Origin of the sequence: Paenibacillus apis, from assembly GCF_018333295.1 — a bacterium.
Lineage (GTDB): Bacteria > Bacillota > Bacilli > Paenibacillales > Paenibacillaceae > Fontibacillus > Fontibacillus antibioticophila.
The window spans coordinates 1-521 of sequence record NZ_BORS01000056.1; the positions used below are offsets into that span (position 1 = coordinate 1).

4 tRNA genes and 1 rRNA gene are annotated in these 521 nt (G+C 55.7%); all 5 read right to left on the reverse strand.

The features are described 5' to 3' along the window. Positions 1-48: 48 nt before the first annotated feature. The 5 genes from KI362_RS25250 to rrf all read right to left on the reverse strand — a co-directional run bounded on the left by KI362_RS25250 (position 49) and on the right by rrf (position 512). Positions 49-122, reverse strand: a tRNA-Met gene (locus KI362_RS25250). A 9-nt stretch (positions 123-131) separates the two neighbouring features. Next, positions 132-207, reverse strand: a tRNA-Val gene (locus KI362_RS25255). Positions 208-233: 26 nt separating this feature from the next. After that, positions 234-308 (reverse strand) — tRNA-Glu (locus KI362_RS25260). Positions 309-312: 4 nt separating this feature from the next. Then, positions 313-388: transfer RNA gene (locus KI362_RS25265), tRNA-Asn, on the reverse strand. Between the two features lie 7 nt (positions 389-395). After that, positions 396-512 (reverse strand): 5S ribosomal RNA (rrf, locus tag KI362_RS25270). Positions 513-521 lie beyond the last annotated feature (9 nt).

Below are 521 nucleotides of genomic sequence, written 5' to 3' on the forward strand. Positions count from 1 at the left end.
CTACACCACGGCTCCACACTAGTAATGCACAATTCCTTAAGGAATTAATTGCGGGGGCAGGATTTGAACCTGCGGCCTTCGGGTTATGAGCCCGACGAGCTACCGAGCTGCTCCACCCCGCGTCAGTCATATGGTGGAGGCTGAGGGGATCGAACCCCCGACCCTCTGCTTGTAAGGCAGATGCTCTCCCAGCTGAGCTAAGCCTCCATATGTACCGGTTAACTAAATATGAATGGTGACCCGTAGGGGATTCGAACCCCTGTTACCTCCGTGAAAGGGAGGTGTCTTAACCCCTTGACCAACGGGCCATAATGGCTCCCCGAACAGGACTCGAACCTGTGACAACTCGATTAACAGTCGAGTGCTCTACCAACTGAGCTATCAGGGAATATTGCGCTTGGCGGCGTCCTACTCTCCCAGGACCCTTCGGTCCAAGTACCATCGGCGCTGGAGGGCTTAACGGTCGTGTTCGGGATGGGTACGCGTGGAACCCCTCCGCCATCGCCACCAAACAGGATTTT